Annotated in this window: 1 protein-coding gene; it reads left to right on the forward strand. The window is 44.5% G+C overall.

Going from position 1 to position 483, the window contains the following annotated elements; all coding sequences use genetic code 11:
• On the forward strand, positions 1-483 hold a 483-nt coding region (locus DCC39_RS18950; RefSeq protein WP_165820944.1), incomplete at both ends, for a multicopper oxidase domain-containing protein.

Consider the following 483-nt stretch of genomic DNA (forward strand, 5'->3'; position numbering starts at 1 on the left):
GAAGACAAACCACTAGGAATAGTGTATAGCCCAGACGGACACGGGAAACGAAATGTGCTCGATGAAGGCGAGATTTTAGATATCACTAATTATGGATCACCGGCACAGGCTCCATTCAATACTTCGACCGTGTTCGACAGAACGTTTACACTCATTCTAGACCACACCTATTTTGGTGTCTATAACGGAGAGGCAGGACAACAGTGGGTTATTAACGGAAAAACGTTCCCTGATACTCCGACCCTTATGGTCAAGGAGGGAGATCTTGTGAAGACAACATTTGTAAACCGGAGTTTTGCCGATCATCCGATGCACCTTCATGGACACCATGTCCAAGTCATTAGTAAAAATGGAAAACCGATTAGTGGAAGCCCACTTGTCCTAGATACTGTAAATATTGAACCCGGCGAGACGTTTGAAGTTGCTTTCTTGGCAAATAATCCCGGACTATGGATGGATCATTGTCACAATTTGGATCATGCG

This window comes from Pueribacillus theae (assembly GCF_003097615.1).
GTDB classification, from domain to species: Bacteria; Bacillota; Bacilli; order Bacillales; family UBA6769; genus Pueribacillus; species Pueribacillus theae.